This is a genomic window from Streptomyces sp. NPDC044921 (genome assembly GCF_056432865.1).
In genome coordinates this window covers 235,946-260,506 of record NZ_JBWKIF010000013.1, presented here as the reverse complement: position 1 = coordinate 260,506, position 24,561 = coordinate 235,946, and the positions used below count along the sequence as shown (strand labels likewise).

The window sequence follows — 24,561 nt, the reverse complement described above, 5'->3', positions numbered from 1 at the left end:
GGGGGGCCCGGGGCGGCCCGCCCCCCCCCCCCCCCCCCCCCCCCCCCCACCCCCCCCCCCCCCCCCCCCCCCCCCCCCCCCCCCCCCCCCCCCCCCCCCCGACCCACCCCCCACCGTCAGGCGAAGACGCGCACCCCCCGTCAGGCGAAGACGCGCACCCCCGCGCAGGCCGCCGCGAGGACGCTAAGACACCAACCACGCGTCCACCCCCGCCAGCAGCTTCTCCTTCACCTCCTCCGGGGCCGCCGACCCCCGGATCGACTGCCGCGCCAGCTCCGCGAGCTCCGCGTCCGTGAAACCGTGGTGAACCCGCGCGATCTCGTACTGCGCCGCCAGCCGCGACCCGAACAGCAACGGGTCGTCCGCGCCCAGCGCCATCGGCACCCCCGCCTCGAACAGCGTCCGCAGCGGCACGTCCTCCGGCTTCTCGTACACCCCCAGCGCCACATTCGACGCCGGGCACACCTCGCACGTCACCTGCCGGTCCGCCAGCCGCTTCAGCAGCCGGGGATCCTCCGCCGCCCGCACGCCGTGCCCCAGCCGGTTCGCCCCCAGGTCGTCCAGACAGTCCCGCACCGACGCCGGCCCGCTCAGCTCACCCCCGTGCGGCACCGACAGCAGCCCGGCCTCCCGCGCGATCGCGAACGCCCGGTCGAAGTCCCGCGCCATCCCCCGCCGCTCGTCGTTGGACAGCCCGAAGCCGACCACGCCCCGGTCCGCGTACCGCACCGCCAGCCGCGCCAGCGTCCGCGCGTCCAGCGGGTGCTTCATCCGGTTCGCCGCGACCAGCACCCGCATCCCGAGCCCGGTCTCCCGCGACGTCGTCTCCACCGCGTCCAGGATGATCTCCAGCGCCGGGATCAGCCCGCCCAGCCGCGGCGCGTACGACGTCGGGTCGACCTGGATCTCCAGCCACCCGGACCCGTCCCGCACGTCCTCCTCCGCGGCCTCCCGCACCAGCCGCTGGATGTCCTCCGGCTCCCGCAGGCACGAGCGCGCCGCGTCGTACAGCCGCTGGAAACGGAACCAGCCCCGCTCGTCCGTAGCCCGCAGACTCGGCGGTTCCCCGCTGATCAACGCCTCGCTCAGCGCGTCGGGCAGCCGGACGCCGTACTTGTCGGCCAGCTCCAGCACGGTCGAGGACCGCATCGACCCGGTGAAGTGCAGGTGCAGATGGGCTTTCGGCAGCTCAGAGACATCACGTACACGCTCCATCCCAGGATCCTGCCGCACGCCTCAGCCGTCCCGGTAGCGGTTTCCCCGAACGTGGTCTTGCTCGCACGGGCAGACGAGGAAAAGCGGGCCGCTCCCCGCAAGGGGAACGGCCCGCCACCGCCTCACGCGCGGCACAGGTCAGTCCCTGGCCTCCGCCAGCAGCTTCTGGATCCGGCTCACGCCCTCGACGAGGTCCTCGTCACCCAGCGCGTACGACAGCCGCAGGTACCCCGGCGTACCGAACGCCTCACCCGGCACGACCGCGACCTCGGCCTCCTCCAGGATGAGCGCGGCCAGCTCCACCGTGTCCTTGGGCCGCTTGCCCCGGATCTCCTTGCCGACCAGCGCCTTCACGGACGGGTAGGCGTAGAACGCGCCCTCGGGCTCCGGACAGACCACGCCGTCGATCTCGTTCAGCATCCGCACGATCGTCTTGCGGCGCCGGTCGAACGCCTCCCGCATCGCCGCGACGGCGTCCAGGTCGCCGGAGACGGCGGCCAGCGCCGCGGCCTGGGCGACGTTGGAGACGTTGGACGTGGCGTGCGACTGCAGGTTCGTCGCGGCCTTGACCACGTCCTTCGGGCCGATGATCCACCCCACGCGCCAGCCGGTCATCGCGTACGTCTTCGCGACACCGTTGACCACGACGCACTTGTCGCGCAGCTCGGGCAGCACCGCCGGCAGCGACACCGCGGAGGCGCCGCCGTAGACCAGGTGCTCGTAGATCTCGTCGGTCAGCACCCACAGCCCGTGCTCGACGGCCCAGCGGCCGATGGCCTCGGTCTCGTGCTCGCTGTAGACCGCGCCGGTCGGGTTCGACGGCGAGACGAAGAGCACGACCTTCGTCTTCTCCGTACGGGCCGCCTCCAGCTGCTCGACGGTCACCCGGTACCCGGTGGTCTCGTCGGCGACGACCTCCACCGGGACACCCCCGGCCAGCCGGATCGACTCGGGGTAGGTCGTCCAGTACGGCGCGGGCACGATGACCTCGTCGCCCGGGTCGAGGATCGCGGCGAAGGCCTCGTAGATGGCCTGCTTGCCGCCGTTGGTGACGAGGATCTGCGAGGCGTCGACCTCGTAGCCCGAGTCGCGCAGCGTCTTCGCGGCGATGGCGGCCTTCAGCTCGGGCAGGCCGCCGGCCGGCGTGTAGCGGTGGAACTTCGGGTTCTTGCAGGCCTCGATCGCGGCCTCGACGATGTAGTCCGGGGTCGGGAAGTCGGGCTCACCGGCGCCGAAGCCGATCACCGGCCGCCCGGCGGCCTTGAGGGCCTTGGCCTTGGCGTCCACGGCGAGGGTGGCGGACTCGGAGATCGCGCCGACTCGGGCGGAGACCCGGCGCTCGGTGGGAGGGGTTGCAGCGCTCATGGGGCCCATCGTTTCAGACAGGAAACGCGGGCGGCACGGGGGTTTCACGGACTGAACAACGCCGGGCAAACCCCTGAACAACAGTCCGGATTCCCCGCACGGCCAGGTCGATCTTCAGCCGATGGCCCGGCGCGCGGGGCCCTCCGGGCAGGCGATCCTCCGCCAACGTCCCCGTCCCGCGGTCCTATCTGTTCGACGACCGGCCGCGGACCACGTACACTCTCACCTCGTTGGCCTCTCGCGGGCCGCGCCCTTCCGGTGCACACCTGGCATCCGGACGGATGCGGTACGTTGGGGGACACACAAAGGGTCGTAGCTCAATTGGTAGAGCACTGGTCTCCAAAACCAGCGGTTGGGGGTTCAAGTCCCTCCGGCCCTGCTACACACACCTTCGCCAGGATGTGTGCGCATGTACGTACAGCAATGCACCGCCGTGCGGCTCAGACCGGGCGCGGCACGGCCACGACCCGGAATCAGGTGAGGACGAGTGACGGACGCCGTGGGCTCCATCGACATGCCTGATGCCCAGGACGAGGCGCCGGAGTCCAAGAAGACCCGCAAGGGCGGCAAGCGCGGCAAGAAGGGCCCGCTGAAGCGGCTCGCGCTCTTCTACCGCCAGATCGTCGCGGAGCTGCGCAAGGTCGTCTGGCCGACCCGCAACCAGCTCACGACGTACACGACCGTGGTGATCATTTTCGTCGTCATCATGATCGGCCTGGTCACCGTGATTGACTATGGGCTCAGCCACGCCGCCAAGTACGTGTTCGGCTGAGCAGCCCGCGAAGAGCGCCGAGGTACCCGGCGCTCCTTTCGCATGTTCCACCCCCATGTATCCAGGAAGAAGCAGCCACCGTGTCTGACCCGAACGTGAACGACGCCATCGAGCCGGTCGAGTCCGTCGAGGACGAGCTCGACACCGTCGAGGGCGCGGACAGCGAGGACACCGAGACCTCCGCCGAGGTCGAGGCTGCCGACGCCGTCGCGGACGACGACGCCGCCGAGGCGGAGACCGAGACCGAAGAGGTCGCGGACGAGGCCGAGGAAGAGCCCGAGGACGACCGCGACCCGATCGAGAAGCTCCGCGAGGAACTGCGCGTCCTGCCCGGCGAGTGGTACGTCATCCACACCTACGCCGGCTACGAGAACCGCGTGAAGACCAACCTGGAGCAGCGCGCCGTCTCGCTGAACGTCGAGGACTACATCTTCCAGGCCGAGGTGCCGCAGGAAGAGGTCGTCCAGATCAAGAACGGCGACCGCAAGACGATCAAGCAGAACAAGCTCCCGGGCTACGTCCTGGTCCGCATGGACCTGACGAACGAGTCCTGGGGCGTCGTCCGCAACACCCCCGGCGTCACCGGCTTCGTGGGCAACGCCTACGACCCGTACCCGCTGACCCTGGACGAGATCGTCAAGATGCTCGCCCCCGAGGCCGAGGAGAAGGCCGCCCGCGAGGCCGCCGAGGCCGAGGGCAAGCCGGCTCCGCAGCGCAAGGTCGAGGTCCAGGTGCTGGACTTCGAGGTCGGCGACTCGGTCACCGTCACCGACGGCCCGTTCGCCACGCTGCAGGCGACCATCAACGAGATCAACCCCGACTCGAAGAAGGTCAAGGGCCTCGTGGAGATCTTCGGCCGCGAGACGCCGGTCGAGCTCTCCTTCGACCAGATCCAGAAGAACTAGTTTCTTCCGGACACCACCGCTTCCGCGCAGGTCAGGCGAACGCTCCGGCGCTTGCCTGACCTGCTCGGTTTTTGGCCGCGCATCTATACCCGTTATCGTTGTGCGGTATGCCTGCATCCGGGTGGTCCCGGGGGCGGGCAGGACCCGAACCGAAAGGACCCGGAGAGCTATGCCTCCCAAGAAGAAGAAGGTCACGGGGCTCATCAAGCTCCAGATCCAGGCCGGTGCCGCCAACCCGGCCCCGCCGGTCGGCCCCGCGCTGGGTCAGCACGGCGTGAACATCATGGAGTTCTGCAAGGCCTACAACGCCGCGACCGAGTCGCAGCGTGGCTGGGTCATCCCGGTGGAGATCACGGTCTACGAGGACCGCTCCTTCACCTTCATCACCAAGACCCCGCCGGCCGCCAAGATGATCCTGAAGGCCGCGGGCATCGAGAAGGGCTCGGGCGAGCCGCACAAGACCAAGGTCGCGAAGATCACGCGTGACCAGGTCCGTGAGATCGCCACGACCAAGATGCCCGACCTCAACGCCAACGACCTGGACGCCGCCGAGAAGATCATCGCCGGCACCGCCCGTTCCATGGGCGTCACGGTCGAGGGCTGAGCCCCACCTCCATCAGCAGAAGTGGCAGGGCCTGCTCGGCCCGGACCACGACTCCTAAGCATCCACAGGAGCAGTAGTGAGCAAGCGCAGCAAGTCCCTTCGCGCTGCGGACGCCAAGGTCGACCGGGAGAAGCTCTACGCCCCGCTCGAGGCCGTCCGTCTCGCCAAGGAGACCTCCACGACCAAGTTCGACGGCACCGTCGAGGTCGCCTTCCGCCTGGGTGTCGACCCGCGCAAGGCCGACCAGATGGTCCGTGGCACCGTGAACCTCCCGCACGGCACCGGCAAGACCGCCCGGGTCCTGGTCTTCGCGACCGGTGACCGTGCCGAGGCCGCGCGTGCCGCGGGCGCCGACATCGTCGGCGCCGACGAGCTGATCGACGAGGTGTCGAAGGGCCGTCTGGACTTCGACGCCGTCGTCGCCACCCCGGACCTCATGGGCAAGGTCGGCCGCCTCGGCCGCGTGCTCGGTCCGCGTGGTCTGATGCCGAACCCGAAGACCGGCACCGTCACCCCCGACACCGCCAAGGCCGTCACCGAGATCAAGGGCGGCAAGATCGAGTTCCGCGTCGACAAGCACTCGAACCTGCACTTCATCATCGGCAAGACGTCGTTCGACGACACCAAGCTGGTGGAGAACTACGGCGCGGCGCTGGAGGAGATCCTCCGTCTGAAGCCGTCCGCCGCCAAGGGTCGCTACATCAAGAAGGCCGCCATCACCACCACGATGGGCCCCGGCATCCCGGTCGACCCGAACCGCACCCGCAACCTCCTCGTCGAGGAGGACCCGGCCGCGGTCTGAGCCGCCAGGCTCACCCAACCGGTCACGGGCCCCGCACCTCTTCCAGGTGCGGGGCCCGTTCCCTTTTCCGGTACGCGCGTCCGCTGCCTGGGTTAACGTGCGGGAACCGGATGGGAACGGGGGACGTATGCAGGGCACGACCGTGCGCCGAGTGGGTCTGCTGCTCGCGCTGGTGAGCGCGCTGGCGGGGCCGGCCGCCTGCACCTCACCGGAGCCCGCCGACCGCCGCGAGGACGACCGCGCCCCGCGGGGCAGCGCCCTGGCCGCCCTGCGCGCCGCCGAGCGCGCCACCGAGCGGGCCGGGTCCGCCCGGGTCGAGTCCACGACGACCATGGGCTCGCTGATGTCCATGACCGCCGACGGCACCCTCGGCTGGCGCGACGGCATGACCGGCACCCTCACCATCAGGTACACCGGCGGCACGATCGCCGAGACCATGCGCCGCCTCGGCACCCCCTCCATGGAGGCCCGCTACCTGCCCGACGCGTACTACGCGCGCATGGGCGAGAAGTTCGCCGAGAAGGCCGGCGGCAAGCACTGGATCCGGTACCCCTACGACGATCTCGAAGCCCTCGCCGGCGGCTCCGGCGCCCACCTGGGCGACCAGATGCGCTCCACCACGCCGAACCAGTCCGTCAAGCTCCTGCTGTCCTCGGGCGACGTCCGCAGGGCCGGGCGGGAGACCGTGCGCGGCCGGTCCGCCACGCACTGGTCCGGCACCGTGGACACCGAGCACGTCACGGACCCCGATCTGAAGAAGCAGCTCACCGCCGCCGGGGTCACCTCGGAGACCGTCGACATCTGGGTCGACGAGCGGAACCTCCTGGTCAAGAAGGTCGAGAAGGCGCGCATGGCGACCGGTCTGATGACCCAGACCGCGCACTACGGCGACTACGGCGTACGGGTCCGCGCCGAGCGGCCCCCGCGGTCCGACACCGGGGAGTTCGAGGACCTCGTGCGGCGGCAGTCCGCGTCGCCCTGACGCGGGCGGGAATCGGATAGATCACGTGTGCCCCCCTGGGTTAGGCTCGCCGCCTTGCTGTGCAGCAAGCATGTGTTCCTTGGGGGGAATCAATGAACAGGTCCATACCCGCCGCCGGCCTCGGTGCCCTGCTGCTCGCCGCCGGCGCGGTCGGCTGCGGAGCCGGGGAGTCGCCGGAGATGACGCCGGCGGCCGCGGTCGCCAAGGCGGCGAAGAACACGGAGGAGATCACCTCCCTCCACTTCCGCATGAACGGAACCGCGCCGGAGTCCGGCAAGGTCGAGGGCGAGGCGGCCATGCGCCTGAAGCCCACGATCGCCATGAGCATGAAGGTCTCGGCATCCGGCCAGGCGGCCACCGCCGGTGAGGCCGAGATCCGTCTCGTCGACAAGGTCATGTACATCGGTGGGGGAGCCGAGATGGCCAAGGAGATGGACGGCAAGCGCTGGATGAAGTTCGACCTGTCCGGCTCCGAGGCGGGCAAGGACCTGGACCAGCAGGGCCCCGCGAGCCGGGCCCGGCAGGACCCGGCCGCGGAGTCCACCTTCCTCACGGGCGCCAAGAACGTGAAGAAGGTCGGCACCGAGAAGATCGACGGCGTCGAGACGACCCACTACTCCGGCACCGCGACCCTCGCCGAACTCCGCGACTCCCTGGTGAAGGAGGACGCGAAGACCCGCGAGCGCCGGGAGAAGAGCCTCGAGCAGTACGAGGAGCTGGGCGTCGACAAGCTCGCCATGGACGCGTGGATCGACGGTGACGACCGTACCAAGCGGTTCCGCTTGAAGGGCCAGGCCGACGGGGGCCCACTCGACATGACCATCACCTTCATCGACTACAACAAGCCGGTGGAGATCAAGGCCCCGCCCGCCAAGGACGTCGCCGACCTCGCCGACCTGTTCAAGGACCTCGACGCGAGCTGATCCGCCGGGTCCGCCGATCCGTCGTACGGGCGGATTTGCTTGACAGCGATGCGTTCCCGTACCCTCCTACAGAAGCCAAAGACCGCTGGTCGTTACCGCGCGCTCGGACGAGGGCGCGGTGGCCGAAGGATCCGCTGAACGGCGGACGGCCCGCGCAGGTGACACAGGAGAAGCTCCCGGAGTCCGCCGCCCCGTGCGTGCGGGAAGCCGGTCGAGCTACGCCCCGTGCGCCTGCGCCGGGGCGTTTCGTTTTCCCCAGTCCTCCTTCGGGTCCGCGCGGTCCGAATCACCCGGAAGGAGGCCGAGGCTCATGGCGAGGCCTGACAAGGTCGATGCCGTCGAGGAGATGCGGGACAAGTTCCGCAACTCCAACGGCGCCGTCGTCACCGCGTACACCGGTCTCACCGTGGCTCAGCTCCAGCAGCTGCGCCGTTCACTCGGTGAGAACGCTCAGTACCGTGTGGCGAAGAACACGCTGACCAAGATTGCGGCCAACGAGGCCGGGATCACCGCGATCGACGACCTCTTCACGGGTTCGTCGGCCGTCGCCTTCGTGACCGGTGACCCGGTCGAGGCGGCGAAGGGTCTCCGTGACTTCGCCAAGGACAACCCCAACCTGGTCATCAAGGGCGGCGTCCTTGACGGCAAGGCGTTGTCCGCAGATGAGATCAAGAAGCTTGCGGACCTCGAGTCCCGCGAGGTTCTGCTCGCGAAGCTGGCCGGTGCCATGAAGGGCAAGCAGTCCCAGGCTGCCTCTGTCTTCCAGGCGCTGCCGTCGAAGCTCGTCCGCACCGTGGACGCGCTCCGTGCCAAGCGGGACGAGCAGGGCGGTGCCGAGTAACTCGGCTCGCATCCCGGCCGCCGCTGCCTGAACGCGGCGACCGTAGCGGGCCAGTAGTACGCCCGCCTCACATGTACATCCGGCACCTGCCGATTTAGTGGAAGGACCGCCATCATGGCGAAGCTCAGCCAGGAAGACCTGCTCGCGCAGTTCGAGGAGATGACCCTCATCGAGCTCTCCGAGTTCGTGAAGGCGTTCGAGGAGAAGTTCGACGTCACCGCCGCCGCCGCCGCGGTCGCCGTCGCGGGCCCGGCCCAGGGTGGCCCGGCCGCCCCGGCCGAGGAGGAGAAGGACGAGTTCGACGTCATCCTCACGGGTGCCGGCGACAAGAAGATCCAGGTCATCAAGGTCGTGCGCGAGCTCACCTCCCTGGGCCTGAAGGAGGCCAAGGACCTGGTCGACGGTGCGCCGAAGCCGGTTCTGGAGAAGGTCAACAAGGAGGCCGCCGACAAGGCCAAGGAGTCCCTCGAGGGCGCCGGCGCCTCCGTCGAGGTCAAGTAAGACCTCTCGGATCCGTCAGGATCCAGAACACGTCCCGCCGGGCGTGTAACGCGTAAGCGCCGAGGAGCGATCATCCAACCGGGTGGTCGCTCTTCGGCGTTCCCGGGGTGCGGCCACGGTTGCCTTGCGGCCTCCGTGGCGGGGGGTATGGTGATCTTCGTCGTGTCTCCGGGCGGCCCGGGTTCGGGGGCAGGGGGGCCTTGACGAACCGCACGCAGCGCGCAATTCTCAGGACGCGTCGTCACAAGGATCCAATCCGAGGCATGGATCGGCGACGAAGAGGGCAGTATCAACGTGCGTTGAGGGCAGCGCCGTGTCGCAGGAGTGGAACAACGAGGGTGAACACGGGTTCCAGAACCCGCACTGGACATCAGTGTGCCAAGTGGCTACACTGACCCTTTGCGCTGCCTGTTAGCTGTCCCCTGCCCGTCACCAGGGGTCTGCCCTCGCCCGAGCATCGACGACAAGACATGCCTGACCTGGCCTTTCGGCCCTGTGGGCACAGCTTGTCTCCGTGTACGGGAGAGGGGCCGGTACGCGCGTAGTGAGTCCGAGCCCTCGGAAGGACCCCCTCTTGGCCGCCTCGCGCAACGCCTCGACCGCGAATACGAACAACGCCGCCAGCACTGCCCCGCTGCGCATCTCTTTTGCAAAGATCAAGGAGCCTCTCGAGGTTCCGAACCTGCTCGCGCTGCAGACCGAGAGCTTCGACTGGCTGCTCGGCAACACCGCCTGGCAGAGTCGGGTCGAGGAGGCTCTCGAGAACGGTCAGGACGTCCCCACCAAGTCCGGGCTCGAGGAGATCTTCGAGGAGATCTCCCCGATCGAGGACTTCAGCGGGTCGATGTCGCTGACCTTCCGCGACCACCGCTTCGAGCCGCCGAAGAACTCCATCGACGAGTGCAAGGAGCGCGACTTCACGTACGCGGCCCCGCTCTTCGTCACCGCCGAGTTCACCAACAACGAGACCGGCGAGATCAAGTCCCAGACGGTCTTCATGGGCGACTTCCCGCTCATGACCAACAAGGGCACCTTCGTCATCAACGGCACCGAGCGCGTCGTGGTGTCGCAGCTCGTCCGTTCGCCCGGTGTCTACTTCGACTCCTCCATCGACAAGACGTCCGACAAGGACATCTTCTCCGCCAAGATCATCCCGTCCCGGGGTGCCTGGCTGGAGATGGAGATCGACAAGCGCGACATGGTCGGTGTCCGCATCGACCGCAAGCGCAAGCAGTCCGTCACCGTCCTGCTCAAGGCGCTCGGCTGGACCACCGAGCAGATCCTCGAGGAGTTCGGCGAGTACGAGTCCATGCGCGCCACCCTGGAGAAGGACCACACCCAGGGCCAGGACGACGCGCTGCTCGACATCTACCGCAAGCTGCGTCCGGGCGAGCCCCCCACGCGTGAGGCCGCGCAGACGCTGCTGGAGAACCTCTACTTCAACCCCAAGCGCTACGACCTGGCCAAGGTCGGCCGCTACAAGGTCAACAAGAAGCTGGGCACGGACACCCCGCTGGACGCCGGGATCCTGACCGTCGAGGACATCATCGCGACGATCAAGTACCTGGTGAAGCTGCACGCCGGCGAGACCGAGACGGTCGGTGACAACGGCACCTCCGTGGTCGTCGAGACCGACGACATCGACCACTTCGGCAACCGCCGCCTGCGCAGCGTCGGCGAGCTCATCCAGAACCAGGTCCGTACGGGTCTGGCGCGTATGGAGCGTGTCGTCCGCGAGCGGATGACGACCCAGGACGTCGAGGCGATCACGCCGCAGACCCTGATCAACATCCGGCCGGTCGTCGCCTCCATCAAGGAGTTCTTCGGCACCAGCCAGCTGTCGCAGTTCATGGACCAGAACAACCCGCTGTCGGGTCTGACGCACAAGCGGCGTCTCTCCGCGCTCGGCCCGGGTGGTCTGTCCCGTGAGCGGGCCGGCTTCGAGGTCCGTGACGTGCACCCCTCGCACTACGGCCGCATGTGCCCGATCGAGACCCCCGAAGGCCCGAACATCGGTCTGATCGGCTCGCTCGCCACCTACGGCCGCGTGAACGCGTTCGGTTTCGTCGAGACCCCGTACCGCAAGGTGTTCGAGGGCCAGGTCACCGACCAGGTCGACTACCTCACGGCCGACGAGGAGGACCGCTTCGTCATCGCGCAGGCCAACGCGCCGCTGACGGACGACATGCGGTTCGCCGAGGCCCGGGTGCTCGTCCGCCGCAAGGGCGGCGAGGTCGACTACGTCGGCCCCGAGGACGTGGACTACATGGACGTCTCGCCGCGCCAGATGGTGTCGGTCGCGACCGCCATGATCCCCTTCCTCGAGCACGACGACGCCAACCGTGCCCTCATGGGCGCGAACATGATGCGTCAGGCCGTGCCGCTGATTAAGTCCGAGTCCCCGCTCGTCGGCACCGGCATGGAGTACCGCTCCGCGGTCGACGCCGGCGACGTGGTCAAGGCCGAGAAGCCCGGTGTGGTCCAGGAGGTCTCCGCGGACTACATCACCACCGCCAACGACGACGGCACGTACATCACGTACCGCCTGGCCAAGTTCGCCCGCTCCAACCAGGGCACCTCGGTCAACCAGAAGGTCATCGTCAACGAGGGCGACCGGATCATCGAGGGCCAGGTCCTCGCCGACGGTCCGGCCACCCAGAACGGCGAGATGGCGCTGGGCAAGAACCTGCTCGTGGCGTTCATGCCGTGGGAGGGTCACAACTACGAGGACGCGATCATCCTGTCGCAGCGCCTCGTGCAGGACGACGTCCTCTCCTCGATCCACATCGAGGAGCACGAGGTCGACGCCCGTGACACCAAGCTCGGCCCCGAGGAGATCACCCGGGACATCCCGAACGTCTCCGAGGAGGTCCTCGCCGACCTCGACGAGCGCGGCATCATCCGCATCGGTGCCGAGGTCATCGCCGGCGACATCCTCGTCGGCAAGGTGACCCCCAAGGGTGAGACCGAGCTGACCCCCGAGGAGCGCCTGCTGCGCGCGATCTTCGGTGAGAAGGCCCGTGAGGTCCGTGACACCTCGCTGAAGGTGCCGCACGGCGAGACCGGCAAGGTCATCGGCGTCCGCGTCTTCGACCGCGAGGAGGGCGACGAGCTTCCCCCCGGTGTGAACCAGCTGGTGCGCGTCTACGTCGCGCAGAAGCGCAAGATCACCGACGGTGACAAGCTCGCCGGCCGCCACGGCAACAAGGGCGTCATCTCGAAGATCCTGCCGATCGAGGACATGCCGTTCCTGGAGGACGGCACCCCGGTCGACATCATCCTCAACCCGCTGGGTGTGCCGTCCCGAATGAACCCGGGACAGGTCCTGGAGATCCACCTCGGCTGGCTCGCCAGCCGCGGCTGGGACGTCTCCGGCCTGGCCGACGAGTGGGCGCAGCGCCTCCAGGCGATCGGCGCCGACAAGGTCGAGCCCGGCACCAACGTCGCGACCCCGGTCTTCGACGGCGCCCGTGAGGACGAGCTCGCCGGTCTGCTGAACCACACCATCCCGAACCGGGACGGCGAGCGCATGGTGCTCCCGACCGGCAAGGCCCGGCTGTTCGACGGCCGCTCCGGCGAGCCGTTCCCGGACCCGATCTCGGTCGGGTACATGTACATCCTCAAGCTGCACCACCTGGTCGACGACAAGCTGCACGCCCGCTCGACCGGTCCGTACTCGATGATCACCCAGCAGCCGCTGGGTGGTAAGGCCCAGTTCGGTGGCCAGCGCTTCGGTGAGATGGAGGTGTGGGCGCTGGAGGCCTACGGCGCCGCGTACGCCCTCCAGGAGCTGCTGACCATCAAGTCCGACGACGTCACCGGCCGCGTGAAGGTCTACGAGGCCATCGTCAAGGGCGAGAACATCCCCGAGCCCGGCATCCCCGAGTCCTTCAAGGTGCTCATCAAGGAGATGCAGTCCCTGTGCCTCAACGTGGAGGTGCTGTCCTCGGACGGCATGTCCATCGAGATGCGCGACACCGACGAGGACGTCTTCCGCGCTGCGGAGGAGCTCGGCATCGACCTGTCCCGGCGCGAGCCGAGCAGCGTCGAAGAGGTCTGACGGGAGTCCGGACGGGCTCCGCGTGAGCCCGTCCGGCCCCAGGACCCCCGTATCAGACCAAAGACTTACAACCCTGAGAGGGATTGACGCATAGTGCTCGACGTCAACTTCTTCGACGAGCTCCGGATCGGTCTGGCTACCGCTGACGACATCCGTCAGTGGAGCCACGGCGAGGTCAAGAAGCCCGAGACCATCAACTACCGCACCCTCAAGCCCGAGAAGGACGGACTCTTCTGCGAGAAGATCTTCGGTCCGACCCGGGACTGGGAGTGCTACTGCGGCAAGTACAAGCGCGTCCGCTTCAAGGGCATCATCTGTGAGCGGTGCGGCGTCGAGGTGACCCGCGCCAAGGTGCGCCGTGAGCGGATGGGCCACATCGAGCTCGCCGCGCCCGTCACCCACATCTGGTACTTCAAGGGCGTTCCGTCGCGGCTGGGCTACCTGCTCGACCTCGCCCCGAAGGACCTGGAGAAGGTCATCTACTTCGCGGCGTACATGATCACGTACGTCGACGAGGAGCGCCGCACGCGCGACCTGCCCTCGCTGGAGGCCCACGTCTCCGTCGAGCGCCAGCAGATCGAGCAGCGCCGCGACGCCGACCTGGAGGCCCGCGCCAAGAAGCTCGAGACCGACCTGGCCGAGCTGGAGGCCGAGGGCGCCAAGGCCGACGTGCGCCGCAAGGTGCGCGAGGGTGCCGAGCGCGAGATGAAGCAGCTGCGCGACCGCGCGCAGCGCGAGATCGACCGCCTCGACGAGGTGTGGAACCGGTTCAAGAACCTCAAGGTCCAGGACCTGGAGGGCGACGAGCTGCTCTACCGCGAGCTGCGTGACCGCTTCGGCACGTACTTCGACGGCTCGATGGGTGCCGCGGCGCTGCAGAAGCGCCTGGAGTCCTTCGACCTCGACGAGGAGGCCGAGAAGCTCCGCGAGATCATCCGCACCGGCAAGGGCCAGAAGAAGACCCGTGCGCTCAAGCGCCTGAAGGTCGTCTCCGCGTTCCTGCAGACCAGCAACAGCCCCAAGGGCATGGTGCTCGACTGCGTGCCGGTCATCCCGCCGGACCTGCGTCCGATGGTGCAGCTGGACGGTGGCCGCTTCGCGACCTCCGACCTGAACGACCTGTACCGCCGCGTGATCAACCGCAACAACCGCCTGAAGCGGCTTCTCGACCTCGGCGCGCCCGAGATCATCGTGAACAACGAGAAGCGCATGCTCCAGGAGGCCGTGGACGCGCTGTTCGACAACGGCCGTCGTGGCCGCCCGGTCACGGGCCCCGGCAACCGTCCGCTGAAGTCCCTCAGCGACATGCTGAAGGGCAAGCAGGGCCGCTTCCGTCAGAACCTGCTCGGCAAGCGCGTCGACTACTCGGCGCGTTCCGTGATCGTCGTCGGTCCGCAGCTGAAGCTGCACCAGTGCGGTCTGCCCAAGGCGATGGCGCTGGAGCTGTTCAAGCCGTTCGTGATGAAGCGCCTGGTCGACCTGAACCACGCGCAGAACATCAAGAGCGCCAAGCGCATGGTCGAGCGCGGCCGCACGGTCGTGTACGACGTGCTGGAAGAGGTCATCGCGGAGCACCCGGTTCTGCTGAACCGTGCGCCCACGCTGCACCGCCTCGGCATCCAGGCCTTCGAGCCGCAGCTGGTCGAGGGCAAGGCCATCCAGATCCACCCGCTCGTGTGCACCGCGTTCAACGCGGACTTCGACGGTGACCAGATGGCCGTGCACCTGCCGCTGTCCGCGGAGGCGCAGGCCGAGGCCCGCATCCTGATGCTGTCCTCGAACAACATCCTCAAGCCCGCCGACGGCCGCCCGGTGACGATGCCGACCCAGGACATGGTCCTCGGTCTGTTCTTCCTCACCACCGACGGCGAGATGCGCGAGCTCAAGGGCGAGGGCCGTTCCTTCGCCTCCGTCGCCGAGGCGATCATGGCCTTCGACGCGGGCGAGCTGTCGCTCCAGTCGAGGATCGACGTCCGCTTCCCGGTCGGCACCATCCCGCCGCGCGGCTGGACCCCGCCGGCGCGCGAGGAGGGTGAGCCCGAGTGGCAGCAGGGTGACAGCTTCCGGCTGAACACCACGCTGGGCCGCGCGCTCTTCAACGAGCTGCTGCCCGAGGACTACCCGTTCGTCGACTACGAGGTCGGCAAGAAGCAGCTCTCCGAGATCGTCAACGACCTCGCCGAGCGCTACCCGAAGGTCATCGTGGCGGCGACGCTCGACAACCTGAAGGCGGCCGGCTTCTACTGGGCCACCCGCTCCGGCGTCACCGTCGCGATCTCCGACGTCGTCGTCCCCGAGGCGAAGAAGGAGATCGTCCGCGGCTACGAGGCGCAGGACGAGAAGGTCCAGAAGCAGTACGAGCGCGGTCTGATCACCAAGGACGAGCGCACGCAGGAGCTCATCGCGATCTGGACCAAGGCGACCAACGAGGTCGCCGAGGCGATGAACGACAACTTCCCGAAGACCAACCCGATCTTCATGATGGTGAACTCGGGTGCACGCGGCAACATGATGCAGATGCGTCAGATCGCCGGTATGCGTGGTCTGGTGTCGAACGCGAAGAACGAGACGATCCCGCGTCCGATCAAGGCGTCGTTCCGTGAGGGCCTGTCCGTGCTGGAGTACTTCATCTCCACGCACGGTGCCCGTAAGGGTCTGGCGGACACCGCTCTGCGTACCGCCGACTCGGGTTACCTCACGCGTCGTCTGGTCGACGTCTCCCAGGACGTCATCATCCGCGAGGAGGACTGCGGCACCGAGCGCGGTCTGCGTCTGAAGATCGCCGACCGGAACGCCGAGGGCACCCTCATCAAGGCGGAGGACGTCGAGACGTCCGTGTACGCGCGCTGCCTCGCCGAGGACATCGTCGTCGACGGGCAGGTGCTGGCCCCGGCCGGCACCGACCTGGGCGACGTCCTCATCGAGGAGCTCGTCTCCCGCGGCGTCGAGGAGGTCAAGACCCGCTCGGTCCTGACCTGCGAGTCCGCCGTCGGCACCTGCGCGATGTGCTACGGCCGTTCGCTGGCCACCGGCAAGCTGGTCGACATCGGTGAGGCGGTCGGCATCATCGCCGCCCAGTCCATCGGTGAGCCCGGCACCCAGCTGACGATGCGTACCTTCCACACCGGTGGTGTGGCCGGTGACGACATCACCCAGGGTCTGCCGCGTGTCGTCGAGCTCTTCGAGGCCCGTACCCCGAAGGGTGTCGCCCCGATCTCCGAGGCCTCCGGCCGCGTGCGGATCGAGGAGACCGAGAAGACCAAGAAGATCGTCATCACGCCGGACGACGGCAGCGACGAGACGGCCTACCCGATCTCGAAGCGCGCCCGTCTCCTGGTCAGCGAGGGCGAGCACGTCGAGGTGGGCCAGAAGCTCACCGTGGGTGCCACCAACCCGCACGACGTGCTGCGCATCCTGGGCCAGCGTGCCGTCCAGGTCCACCTGGTCGGCGAGGTCCAGAAGGTCTACAACTCGCAGGGTGTGTCGATCCACGACAAGCACATCGAGATCATCATCCGGCAGATGCTCCGCCGCGTGACGATCATCGAGTCCGGTGACGCCGAGCTGCTGCCCGGCGAGCTGGTCGAGCGCTCGAAGTTCGAGCACGAGAACCGTCGTGTGGTCCAGGAGGGCGGTCACCCGGCCTCCGGTCGTCCGCAGCTGATGGGTATCACCAAGGCCTCGCTGGCGACGGAATCCTGGCTGTCGGCCGCCTCCTTCCAGGAGACGACCCGAGTCCTGACGGACGCGGCGATCAACGCCAAGTCCGACAGCCTCATCGGCCTCAAGGAGAACGTCATCATCGGTAAGCTCATCCCGGCCGGTACGGGTCTGTCCCGCTACCGCAACATCCGGGTCGAGCCGACCGAGGAGGCCAAGGCCGCGATGTACTCGGCCGTCGGCTACGACGACATCGACTACTCGCCGTTCGGCACGGGCTCCGGCCAGGCCGTTCCGCTGGAGGACTACGACTACGGTCCGTACAACCAGTAAGCGGGTCGCTTGAACGGAGGGCGGTCATCCTTTGGGGTGGCCGCCCTCCGGCGTTTCCAGGGGCCGTGGGGAGCGGCCCCTGAGCGCCCCTGGAGGGCCGTGGAAAGCCCTCCAGGGCGTCCGGCCGCCCTGGCCGACACGCCGGGCCCACCGGTGACGCCCCGGTGCCGGAAAGCCCGGTTCGGCGCATCATGGAAGGACTCCGCCTCCGGGGAGGTGCTCCGTGTCGCAGCCGTCCTATCCGTCCGGGCAGCCCTGGCAGTCCTGGCAGGGGCACAGCGTGCCGTCGATGCTGGCCTCGCACGCCGACCGGGAGCGGGCCGTCGACGTGCTCAGAGCGGGGTACGGCGAAGGGCGGATGGAGCACGCGGAGTTCGAGAAGCGGGTGGCGCGGGCCTACGCGGCGCGGACCGTCGGGGAGCTGGCGCTGCTCGTCGCCGATCTGCCGCAGGGGCCGGTGCCGCAGGGGCCGGTGCCGCGGTCCGTGCCGGCCGTGCCGCCGGCGTATCTTCCGGTGCCGCGGCCGCAGACGAACGGCAAGGCGGTCGCCGCCGCCGTGTGCGGGCTGCTGTGCGTGCCGACCATGGGGCTGACCGGCATCCCGGCCGTCGTGCTGGGGCACGTGGCGCGGTCCGAGATCCGCAGCCGGGGCGACCTGGGAGACGGGCTGGCGCTGACCGGGCTGGTGCTCGGGTGGTTGTCCACCGCCGGCTGGGGACTGGTCCTGGTGCTGCTGACCCTGGTGTCCCTCGCCGCCGGGTGACGCCCGCCCGGCGGGCACCGGTAATGTATGCAAATCGGACAGCTGCCGCTGATTCGAAGATCGATTACGGCCGAGGGTCTTGACATGCCCCGCATGGCGATGCGGGCGATGCCCATTTGTTTTGACCGCAGCGAATGCGATAGGTACGCTCAGACCTTGTGCCTGGGGTGTGCCCTGGCTCTCGTGCGTGCCATCAACCGCACGTCGAGTCGTAAGCGGCCACCGTAATCTGCGCTTAATTCTGCCTGGCGGCGGGAGTCCGCGGGATTCGACACACCCGACCGCGTGGGTCGGCGACGTTCCAGGTTAGCTGTACCCATCGGCACACAGAAACCGGAGAAGTAGTGCCTACGATCCAGCAGCTGGTCCGCAAGGGCCGGCAGGACAAGGTCGAGAAGAACAAGACGCCCGCACTCGAGGGTTCCCCTCAGCGTCGTGGCGTCTGCACGCGTGTGTTCACGACCACCCCGAAGAAGCCGAACTCGGCCCTCCGTAAGGTCGCGCGTGTGCGTCTGACCAGCGGCATCGAGGTCACGGCCTACATTCCGGGTGAGGGACACAACCTGCAGGAGCACTCCATCGTGCTCGTGCGCGGCGGCCGTGTGAAGGACCTGCCGGGTGTTCGCTACAAGATCATCCGCGGCTCGCTCGACACCCAGGGTGTCAAGAACCGCAAGCAGGCCCGCAGCCGCTACGGCGCCAAGAAGGAGAAGTAAGAATGCCTCGTAAGGGCCCCGCCCCGAAGCGCCCGGTCATCATCGACCCGGTCTACGGCTCTCCTCTGGTGACCTCCCTGATCAACAAGGTGCTGCTGAACGGCAAGCGCTCCACCGCCGAGCGCATCGTCTACGGCGCCATGGAGGGCCTGCGCGAGAAGACCGGCAACGACCCGGTCATCACGCTGAAGCGCGCTCTCGAGAACATCAAGCCGACCCTCGAGGTCAAGTCCCGCCGTGTCGGTGGTGCCACCTACCAGGTCCCGGTCGAGGTCAAGCCCGGCCGTGCCAACACCCTGGCGCTGCGCTGGCTCGTCGGTTACTCCCGCGCCCGTCGCGAGAAGACCATGACCGAGCGTCTGCTCAACGAGCTCCTCGACGCCAGCAACGGCCTGGGTGCCGCTGTGAAGAAGCGCGAGGACACGCACAAGATGGCCGAGTCCAACAAGGCCTTCGCGCACTACCGCTGGTAGTCGCAGACCCCATCGAGACCGAGAGAAGACTGAAGCCTTATGGCTACCACTTCGCTTGACCTGGCCAGGGTCCGCAACATCGGGATCATGGCCCACATCGACGCGGGCAAGACGACCACCACCGAGCGGATCCTGTTCTACACCGGCGTTTCGTACAAGATCGGTGAGGTCCACGACGGCGCTGCCACCATGGACTGGATGGAGCAGGAGCAGGAGCGTGGCATCACGATCACCTCTGCTGCCACCACCTGCCACTGGCCGCTCGAGGGCGACGACTACACCATCAACATCATCGACACCCCGGGTCACGTCGACTTCACCGTCGAGGTGGAGCGCTCCCTGCGCGTGCTCGACGGTGCCGTGACGGTGTTCGACGGCGTCGCCGGTGTCGAGCCGCAGTCCGAGACGGTGTGGCGCCAGGCCGACCGTTACGGCGTGCCGCGCATCTGCTTCGTCAACAAGCTGGACCGTACCGGCGCCGAGTTCCACCGCTGCGTGGACATGATCTCGGACCGCCTGGGCGCGCAGCCGCTGGTCATGCAGCTGCCGATCGGTGCGGAGGCGGACTTCAAGGGCGTCATCGACCTCGTGACGATGAAGGCCCTGGTCTGGTCGGCCGAGGCGACCAAGGGCGAGATGTACGACACCGTCGACATCCCGGACACCCACCGCGAGGCTGCCGAGGAGTACCGCGGCAAGCTGCTCGAGGCCGTCGCCGAGAACGACGAAGAGCTGATGGAGCTGTACCTGGAGGGCACCGAGCCCACCGTGGAGCAGCTCTACGCCGCGATCCGTCGCATCACCATCGCGTCCGGCAAGGGCGGCGGCACCACCGTCACCCCCGTGTTCTGCGGCACCGCGTTCAAGAACAAGGGCGTCCAGCCCCTGCTCGACGCCGTCGTGCGCTACCTGCCCACCCCGCTCGACGTCGAGGCCATCGAGGGCCACGACGTCAAGGACCCGGAGCAGGTCATCGCGCGCAAGCCGTCGGACGAGGAGCCCCTCGCCGCGCTCGCGTTCAAGATCATGAGCGACCCGCACCTGGGCAAGCTCACCTTCGTCCGGGTCTACTCGGGCCGCCTGGAGTCGGGCACGCAGGTGCTCAACTCCGTCAAGGGCAAGAAGGAGCGCATCGGCAAGATCTACCGCATGCACGCCAACAAGCGTGAGGAGATCGAGTCGGTGGGCGCCGGCGACATCGTCGCCGTCATGGGCCTGAAGCAGACCACCACCGGTGAGACGCTGTCCGACGACAAGAACCCGGTCATCCTGGAGTCCATGGACTTCCCGGCGCCGGTCATCCAGGTCGCCATCGAGCCCAAGTCGAAGGGCGACCAGGAGAAGCTCGGCGTCGCGATCCAGCGCCTGGCCGAGGAGGACCCGTCCTTCCAGGTCCACTCGGACGAGGAGACCGGCCAGACCATCATCGGCGGTATGGGCGAGCTGCACCTCGAGGTGCTGGTCGACCGCATGCGCCGTGAGTTCAAGGTCGAGGCCAACGTCGGCAAGCCGCAGGTCGCCTACCGCGAGACGATCCGCAAGGCCGTCGAGAAGGTCGAGTTCACCCACAAGAAGCAGACGGGTGGTACCGGCCAGTTCGCCCGCGTCATCATCGCGATCGAGCCGATCGAGGGCGGCGACGCCTCGTACGAGTTCATCAACAAGGTGACCGGTGGCCGTGTGCCGAAGGAGTACATCCCTTCGGTGGACGCCGGTGCGCAGGAGGCCATGCAGTTCGGCATCCTCGCCGGCTACGAGATGACCGGTGTCCGCGTGACGCTGCTCGACGGTGCCTACCACGAGGTCGACTCCTCCGAGCTCGCGTTCAAGATCGCCGGTTCGCAGGCCTTCAAGGAGGCCGCGCGCAAGGCCAGCCCCGTGCTGCTCGAGCCGATGATGGCCGTCGAGGTCACCACGCCCGAGGACTACATGGGTGAGGTCATCGGCGACATCAACTCCCGCCGTGGCCAGATCCAGGCCATGGAGGAGCGGGCCGGTGCCCGCGTCGTGAAGGGCCTCGTGCCCCTCTCGGAGATGTTCGGTTACGTCGGCGACCTGCGCAGCAAGACGTCCGGCCGTGCGAGCTACTCCATGCAGTTCGACTCCTACGCCGAGGTTCCGCGGAACGTCGCCGAGGAGATCATCGCGAAGGCCAAGGGCGAGTAACGCACCGCGTCTACACGCCGTAGGCTTGACTCCGGAGCCTTGAGGGGCATTCCACCGCAATCGTGGTGAATGCCCCGGGGCCCGGGCTTTCCAGCAAAGATCACCTGGCGCCGATGAAGTAAGGCGTACCAGAACCACTCCCAGGAGGACCCCAGTGGCGAAGGCGAAGTTCGAGCGGACTAAGCCGCACGTCAACATCGGCACCATCGGTCACATCGACCACGGTAAGACGACCCTCACGGCCGCCATTACCAAGGTGCTGCACGACGCGTACCCGGACATCAACGAGGCCTCGGCCTTCGACCAGATCGACAAGGCTCCTGAGGAGCGCCAGCGCGGTATCACCATCTCCATCGCGCACGTCGAGTACCAGACCGAGACGCGTCACTACGCCCACGTCGACTGCCCCGGTCACGCGGACTACATCAAGAACATGATCACGGGTGCGGCGCAGATGGACGGCGCCATCCTCGTGGTCGCCGCCACCGACGGCCCGATGCCGCAGACCAAGGAGCACGTGCTCCTGGCCCGCCAGGTCGGCGTTCCGTACATCGTCGTCGCCCTGAACAAGGCCGACATGGTGGACGACGAGGAGATCCTGGAGCTCGTCGAGCTCGAGGTCCGTGAGCTCCTCTCCGAGTACGAGTTCCCGGGCGACGACGTTCCCGTCGTCAAGGTCTCCGCTCTGAAGGCCCTCGAGGGCGACAAGGAGTGGGGCAACTCCGTCCTCGAGCTCATGAACGCCGTCGACACCGCCATCCCGGAGCCGGAGCGCGACGTCGACAAGCCGTTCCTCATGCCGATCGAGGACGTCTTCACGATCACCGGTCGCGGTACGGTCGTCACCGGCCGTATCGAGCGTGGTGTCCTGAAGGTCAACGAGACCGTCGACATCATCGGCATCAAGCCGGAGAAGACCACCACCACGGTCACCGGCATCGAGATGTTCCGCAAGCTGCTCGACGAGGGCCAGGCCGGTGAGAACGTCGGTCTGCTCCTCCGTGGCATCAAGCGCGAGGACGTCGAGCGCGGCCAGGTCATCATCAAGCCGGGCTCGGTCACCCCGCACACCGAGTTCGAGGCGCAGGCCTACATCCTGTCCAAGGACGAGGGTGGCCGCCACACGCCGTTCTTCAACAACTACCGTCCGCAGTTCTACTTCCGTACGACGGACGTGACCGGCGTGGTGACCCTCCCCGAGGGCACCGAGATGGTCATGCCGGGTGACAACACCGAGATGAAGGTGGAGCTCATCCAGCCCGTCGCCATGGAGGAGGGCCTGAAGTTCGCCATCCGTGAGGGTGGCCGGACCGTGGGCGCCGGCCAGGTCACCAAGATCACCAAGTGAGTCTCCGGACTGGCTTGAGGGTCTGCTGACCTGAGTGGCTCGGAGGGGCCCGTACGACTTCGGTCGTGCGGGCCCCTTTGCCGTGCCGTGTCCGGGACCGTGGGGGACGGCGACGCCCCCGGCTCGTGGGGGAGCCGGGGGCGCCTGTGTGGGGGGTGTCTGTGTGTTGGGGGGTGTCAGGTCCTCAGCCGACCGTCCACTTCTGGTTGGCGGCGCCGGTGCATGTCCAGATCTGCAGCGGGGTGCCGTCGGCTGAGGAGTTGCCCTTGGCGTCCAGGCACTTGTCCGCGCCGACGTTGACCAGGTCACGGGCCGCGGTGTGGACCCACTGCTGGGCCTTGGTGCCGTTGCAGGTGTAGAGCTGGACCGCGGCTCCGTCGGCGGTGGAGCCGCCGCGCACGTCGAGACACTTGCCCAGGGCGCGTACGGTGCCGTCGGCGCCGAGGGTCCACTTCTGGGCGTCGACGCCGGTGCAGTTGTGCAGCTGGATGGGCGTGCCGTCGGCCGTCGAGGCGCCGGCGACGTCGGCGCACATGCCGCCGATGCCCTTGATGGCCCCGGTGGTGGGAGCGGGGCCGCCGGAACCGTCGGAGGTGGAGACGCGGACGTAGTCCACGGTCATCGTCTGCGGGAACCGCGTGTTCCCGTCCGGGCTGCCGGGCCAGTTGCCGCCCACGGCGAGGTTCAGGATCAGGAAGAAGGGGTGGTCGTAGACCCACTTCCTGCCGCCCAGGTCGGCCGGGGTGCGCGTCTGGTAGGTCTGCCCGTCGACGGACCACGTGATCTTCTGCGGGCTCCAGTCGACGGCGAAGACGTGGAAGTCGTCGGCGAAGGCGCGGCCGCCCGGGAGCGTGTACGCCGCGCCGATGCCGCCGCTGCCGGAGTAACCGGGGCCGTGCAGGGTGCCGTGGACGGTGCCGGGCTCGTGGCCGACGTTCTCCATGATGTCGATCTCGCCGCTGTTCGGCCAGCCGACGCTGCCCAGGTCGTTGCCGAGCATCCAGAACGCGGGCCACATGCCCTGGCCGCGCGGCACCTTGATCCGGGCCTCGAAGTGGCCGTACGCCTGCGTGAAGGTCCTGGCCGTGTTGAGCCGCGCGGACGTGTACTGGCAGGGGCCGTACCAGCACTGGAGGCCGGGGTCGGTGTTCTTGCGGGCGGTGATGACCAGGTTGCCGTTGCCGTCGAGGGCAACGTTGTCTCTGCTGTTGGTGTAGTACTGCAGCTCGTTGTTGCCGTTGCCGGAGCCGCCGGTCTCCACGGTCCACTTGGCGGGGTCCGGGGCGCTGCCGGCGGCGCCGTTGAACTCGTCGGACCAGGTCAGTGCGGCGGCGGCCGTAGCGGCGGCGGTCGCCGCGTCGGCCTGTCCGGCGGACGGGCCGGCCGTGGTCAAGGCGAACGCGGTGGCGACGGAGGCGCAGACCAGCGGGACGAGTCTGCCGAGCGTCCGTCGGCGTGTGCGATGAACAGCCATGGCTGAACACACCTTGTCTGTGGGGGATGGGGGGAGTGGGCCGACGCTGTCGGCCGTGGAGGGATGCTACGAACGGTTCACCGCACAACCAACTGCCCGATTGGTCCGTCAACCCCCGCTGAGCTGGGCGGAGTTGGAGCCGACCGACTGACCTCCGGTTCGCTTAAAGCCTGCTTAAGGCCGCGTTAAGGAGGGCGGTGCCGGGGTCGGCCTCAGAGGTCGATCTCGGCCCAGACGGTCTTGCGGGGCGGGAGGCCCGGGGTGACGCCCCAGCGGTCGGCGAGCGCGTCGACGAGGAGCAGGCCGCGGCCGGACTCGGCGTCGGGGGAGGGGCACCGGGGGGCCGGGTGCCGGTCGTCGCGGGTGTCGGTCACCTCGATGCGCAGGGTGCCGCCGACCACGTAGAGGAGCAGGCGGAAGTCGCGGCCCGGGACGCGGCCGTGGGTGACGGCGTTGGCGGACAGTTCGGCGACTACCTGTGTCGCCCGGTCCGAGGACAGGCCCCAGGAACGCAGTTGCTCGGTGGCGAGGAGCCGGGCGAGGCGGGCGCCGCGGGGGGTGGGGGAGAGCCGGAGGCTGAAGTTGCGGACCCGGAGGCCGAGTTCGGGTCCGGGCTCGGTGGGGGAGTTCTGCTTCACGTCACCCAGCGTGGCCAGGT

The 24,561-nt window shown here is 68.2% G+C and carries 19 protein-coding genes and 1 tRNA gene; 16 read left to right on the top strand and 4 right to left on the bottom strand.

The features are described 5' to 3' along the window. Positions 1 to 183: 183 nt before the first annotated feature. Positions 184 to 1,215 carry an adenosine deaminase gene (locus AC07DA_RS22230; RefSeq protein WP_479129885.1) on the bottom strand — a complete coding sequence of 344 codons (1,032 nt, stop codon included), beginning with the start codon at positions 1,213 to 1,215 and terminating at the stop codon, positions 184 to 186. 138 nt (positions 1,216 to 1,353) lie between these two features. After that, positions 1,354 to 2,580 (bottom strand): pyridoxal phosphate-dependent aminotransferase, encoded by a 1,227-nt coding sequence (locus AC07DA_RS22225; RefSeq protein ID WP_479129883.1) that lies wholly within the window; start codon positions 2,578 to 2,580, stop codon positions 1,354 to 1,356. Between the two features lie 306 nt (positions 2,581 to 2,886). Here AC07DA_RS22225 and AC07DA_RS22220 point away from each other — a divergent pair. The 16 genes from AC07DA_RS22220 (at position 2,887) to tuf (ending at position 22,429) form a co-directional block, all read left to right on the top strand. Continuing rightward, a tRNA-Trp gene (locus tag AC07DA_RS22220) sits at positions 2,887 to 2,959 on the top strand. A gap of 108 nt (positions 2,960 to 3,067) precedes the next feature. Further along, complete coding sequence (secE, locus tag AC07DA_RS22215; protein ID WP_010036800.1) at positions 3,068 to 3,352, top strand: preprotein translocase subunit SecE; 285 nt, start codon at positions 3,068 to 3,070, stop codon at positions 3,350 to 3,352. Positions 3,353 to 3,432: 80 nt separating this feature from the next. Continuing rightward, on the top strand, positions 3,433 to 4,257 hold the full coding sequence (gene nusG, locus AC07DA_RS22210; RefSeq protein ID WP_479129881.1) for a transcription termination/antitermination protein NusG: 825 nt from the start codon (positions 3,433 to 3,435) through the stop codon (positions 4,255 to 4,257). A gap of 169 nt (positions 4,258 to 4,426) precedes the next feature. After that, a complete protein-coding gene (gene rplK, locus AC07DA_RS22205; protein WP_003992325.1) occupies positions 4,427 to 4,861 on the top strand; it encodes a 50S ribosomal protein L11 in 435 nt (144 codons plus the stop codon). 76 nt (positions 4,862 to 4,937) lie between these two features. Beyond that, entirely contained in the window at positions 4,938 to 5,663 is a 726-nt protein-coding gene (gene rplA / locus AC07DA_RS22200; RefSeq protein ID WP_351337647.1) for a 50S ribosomal protein L1, read from the top strand. Between the two features lie 127 nt (positions 5,664 to 5,790). Then, the gene (locus AC07DA_RS22195; RefSeq protein ID WP_479129879.1) at positions 5,791 to 6,645 is read left to right on the top strand and encodes an SCO4651 family lipoprotein; all 855 of its coding nucleotides are present in this window, start codon (positions 5,791 to 5,793) and stop codon (positions 6,643 to 6,645) included. Between the two features lie 92 nt (positions 6,646 to 6,737). Beyond that, positions 6,738 to 7,568 (top strand): SCO4651 family lipoprotein, encoded by an 831-nt coding sequence (locus AC07DA_RS22190; protein ID WP_479129878.1) that lies wholly within the window; start codon positions 6,738 to 6,740, stop codon positions 7,566 to 7,568. Positions 7,569 to 7,878: 310 nt separating this feature from the next. After that, positions 7,879 to 8,409, top strand: a complete 531-nt coding sequence (rplJ, locus tag AC07DA_RS22185; RefSeq protein WP_479129877.1) for a 50S ribosomal protein L10 — start codon at positions 7,879 to 7,881, stop codon at positions 8,407 to 8,409. A gap of 114 nt (positions 8,410 to 8,523) precedes the next feature. After that, positions 8,524 to 8,910 carry a 50S ribosomal protein L7/L12 gene (gene rplL, locus AC07DA_RS22180; RefSeq protein WP_307176950.1) on the top strand — a complete coding sequence of 129 codons (387 nt, stop codon included), beginning with the start codon at positions 8,524 to 8,526 and terminating at the stop codon, positions 8,908 to 8,910. Between the two features lie 574 nt (positions 8,911 to 9,484). After that, entirely contained in the window at positions 9,485 to 12,970 is a 3,486-nt protein-coding gene (gene rpoB / locus AC07DA_RS22175; RefSeq protein WP_479129876.1) for a DNA-directed RNA polymerase subunit beta, read from the top strand. Positions 12,971 to 13,063: 93 nt separating this feature from the next. Then, positions 13,064 to 16,963 carry a DNA-directed RNA polymerase subunit beta' gene (locus AC07DA_RS22170; RefSeq protein WP_479129875.1) on the top strand — a complete coding sequence of 1,300 codons (3,900 nt, stop codon included), beginning with the start codon at positions 13,064 to 13,066 and terminating at the stop codon, positions 16,961 to 16,963. A gap of 223 nt (positions 16,964 to 17,186) precedes the next feature. Next, positions 17,187 to 17,726, top strand: coding sequence for a DUF1707 and DUF4190 domain-containing protein (locus tag AC07DA_RS22165; RefSeq protein WP_479129874.1), 540 nt, complete (start codon positions 17,187 to 17,189; stop codon positions 17,724 to 17,726). 344 nt (positions 17,727 to 18,070) lie between these two features. Continuing rightward, positions 18,071 to 18,442: a 30S ribosomal protein S12 gene (gene rpsL / locus AC07DA_RS22160; protein ID WP_003948652.1), complete on the top strand. Its 372-nt coding sequence runs from the start codon at positions 18,071 to 18,073 to the stop codon at positions 18,440 to 18,442. Between the two features lie 2 nt (positions 18,443 to 18,444). Further along, complete coding sequence (gene rpsG, locus AC07DA_RS22155) at positions 18,445 to 18,915, top strand: 30S ribosomal protein S7 (protein WP_003998848.1); 471 nt, start codon at positions 18,445 to 18,447, stop codon at positions 18,913 to 18,915. Between the two features lie 39 nt (positions 18,916 to 18,954). Further along, positions 18,955 to 21,081 carry an elongation factor G gene (gene fusA, locus AC07DA_RS22150; protein WP_479129873.1) on the top strand — a complete coding sequence of 709 codons (2,127 nt, stop codon included), beginning with the start codon at positions 18,955 to 18,957 and terminating at the stop codon, positions 21,079 to 21,081. A gap of 154 nt (positions 21,082 to 21,235) precedes the next feature. Next, on the top strand, positions 21,236 to 22,429 hold the full coding sequence (gene tuf, locus AC07DA_RS22145) for an elongation factor Tu (RefSeq protein ID WP_094054444.1): 1,194 nt from the start codon (positions 21,236 to 21,238) through the stop codon (positions 22,427 to 22,429). Positions 22,430 to 22,613: 184 nt separating this feature from the next. Here tuf and AC07DA_RS22140 read toward each other — a convergent pair whose 3' ends face one another. Both AC07DA_RS22140 and AC07DA_RS22135 read right to left on the bottom strand, forming a co-directional pair. Further along, positions 22,614 to 23,903, bottom strand: a complete 1,290-nt coding sequence (locus AC07DA_RS22140) for a family 16 glycosylhydrolase (RefSeq protein WP_479129872.1) — start codon at positions 23,901 to 23,903, stop codon at positions 22,614 to 22,616. A 212-nt stretch (positions 23,904 to 24,115) separates the two neighbouring features. Further along, positions 24,116 to 24,541, bottom strand: a complete 426-nt coding sequence (locus AC07DA_RS22135; RefSeq protein WP_479129871.1) for an ATP-binding protein — start codon at positions 24,539 to 24,541, stop codon at positions 24,116 to 24,118. Positions 24,542 to 24,561 lie beyond the last annotated feature (20 nt).

What these genes read in the sequence shown, in the direction of transcription:
- rplK (WP_003992325.1), top strand. Translation starts at nt 4,427, where the DNA reads ATGCCTCCCAAGAAGAAGAAGGTCACGGGGCTCATCAAGCTCCAGATC.
- AC07DA_RS22230 (WP_479129885.1), bottom strand. Translation starts at nt 1,215, where the DNA reads ATGGAGCGTGTACGTGATGTCTCTGAGCTGCCGAAAGCCCATCTGCAC.
- AC07DA_RS22190 (WP_479129878.1), top strand. Translation starts at nt 6,738, where the DNA reads ATGAACAGGTCCATACCCGCCGCCGGCCTCGGTGCCCTGCTGCTCGCC.
- AC07DA_RS22195 (WP_479129879.1), top strand. Translation starts at nt 5,791, where the DNA reads ATGCAGGGCACGACCGTGCGCCGAGTGGGTCTGCTGCTCGCGCTGGTG.
- fusA (WP_479129873.1), top strand. Translation starts at nt 18,955, where the DNA reads ATGGCTACCACTTCGCTTGACCTGGCCAGGGTCCGCAACATCGGGATC.
- rplL (WP_307176950.1), top strand. Translation starts at nt 8,524, where the DNA reads ATGGCGAAGCTCAGCCAGGAAGACCTGCTCGCGCAGTTCGAGGAGATG.
- rplJ (WP_479129877.1), top strand. Translation starts at nt 7,879, where the DNA reads ATGGCGAGGCCTGACAAGGTCGATGCCGTCGAGGAGATGCGGGACAAG.
- rpsG (WP_003998848.1), top strand. Translation starts at nt 18,445, where the DNA reads ATGCCTCGTAAGGGCCCCGCCCCGAAGCGCCCGGTCATCATCGACCCG.
- AC07DA_RS22225 (WP_479129883.1), bottom strand. Translation starts at nt 2,580, where the DNA reads ATGAGCGCTGCAACCCCTCCCACCGAGCGCCGGGTCTCCGCCCGAGTC.
- AC07DA_RS22140 (WP_479129872.1), bottom strand. Translation starts at nt 23,903, where the DNA reads ATGGCTGTTCATCGCACACGCCGACGGACGCTCGGCAGACTCGTCCCG.